Genomic DNA, 1,086 nt, shown 5'->3' with positions numbered 1-1,086 from the left:
GAGAGCGGCGCATCTGATCCGCGGCATCGAAGCCGGCGCACTCCACCAGGCTTTCGGCGAGACAGAGGGCCATGGAGATGTCGTCCGTCCACTGGCAGGATTGGAGGCAGAAGGGGACCGCCGCCGATCATATCCTTGAGGGGCGCGAAGCCGCCCGGACGCGTGAATTCCAGCGTCGTGCCCAGCGCATCGCCCGCCGCGAGCCCGAGCAGGGCGCCGTGATAGCGCGCCGCTGCCGTGGGTGTGATTGCATCCGCTTGGTCAGTCATCCCGAGGGGTCCTCCCGCGCCTGTATCAGATCCGCCCTGCCGTGCCCGTGCGCCTCTGTCACTTGCGGGATTGGCCGTGCTCGGGAGGACAGTCGATCGTGCGGTCGGACATGGCCGCATCATGTCCGGTGGGATGGGCGGTGGGAGCGGTCCCGGCTCTGATTGTCCATGGGCTCTGCGCCGAGACTGGCCCTGAGGCAGGCGAGGGAAGATCGGCTGGCAATGCGATTGGAGCCGTTGTGGAGGGCTGACAGCCATGCGTCTTTACGATCACCAAACCAAGGCCGGCAACGCGGGCGATGTCGTCAAGCATCCGGCCCTGATGGCGGTGCTGAAGGGTCTGCTTGCCGAGCACGAGGGACCCTTCCGCTACGCCGATGCCTTCGCGGGCCGCTGGGAGTCGATCTTGCTCGAGGGCGCGGGCTGGGCGGACGGGATTGGGGTCTTTATCGCCCGTTGGCATGGAGCAAACCCGGATGTGCAGTCTTGGCACCGTCAGTGGCGCGCCGCTGCAGGCGCGCGCTACCCCGGCTCGACCCAGTTGGCAGAGCGCCTCCTGGCCAAGCACGGCCGTTACCAGATCCGCGCCTTCGAGATCGTCGATGCTTATGCGGCCAGCCTCCGCGAGGGGCTCGGCGAGGCGGCGGTCGTCACCCGCCCGGCAACCCCCAGCGACTGGACGGACTGGCGACCGGATCTCCTCTTCATCGACCCGCCCGGAGTGCGCAGCGTACGTCGGTCCGATGATCCGCTGTTGGAGGACCTGCTGGACCTTGCGGAAGGGCTCCCGAACGTGCTGCTCTGGCTACCGTTGGCC

The 1,086-nt window shown here is 67.8% G+C and carries 1 protein-coding gene and 1 pseudogene; one reads left to right on the top strand and one right to left on the bottom strand.

Annotated elements, in window-relative coordinates; translation table 11 throughout:
• Window positions 1-269, bottom strand: a pseudogene (locus tag G3480_RS26835) (ADP-ribosylglycohydrolase family protein); the annotation flags it as partial.
• Between the two features lie 256 nt (window positions 270-525).
• Here G3480_RS26835 and G3480_RS26830 point away from each other — a divergent pair.
• Window positions 526-1,086, top strand: a 561-nt coding sequence (locus G3480_RS26830; RefSeq protein WP_206171931.1) for a 23S rRNA (adenine(2030)-N(6))-methyltransferase RlmJ, incomplete at its 3' end; no start/stop codon positions are given.

It is taken from the genome of Thiorhodococcus mannitoliphagus (genome assembly GCF_010915725.1).
In the GTDB taxonomy this organism is placed as follows: Bacteria; Pseudomonadota; Gammaproteobacteria; order Chromatiales; family Chromatiaceae; genus Thiorhodococcus; species Thiorhodococcus mannitoliphagus.
This window is presented reverse-complemented; position numbering and strand designations above follow the sequence as displayed.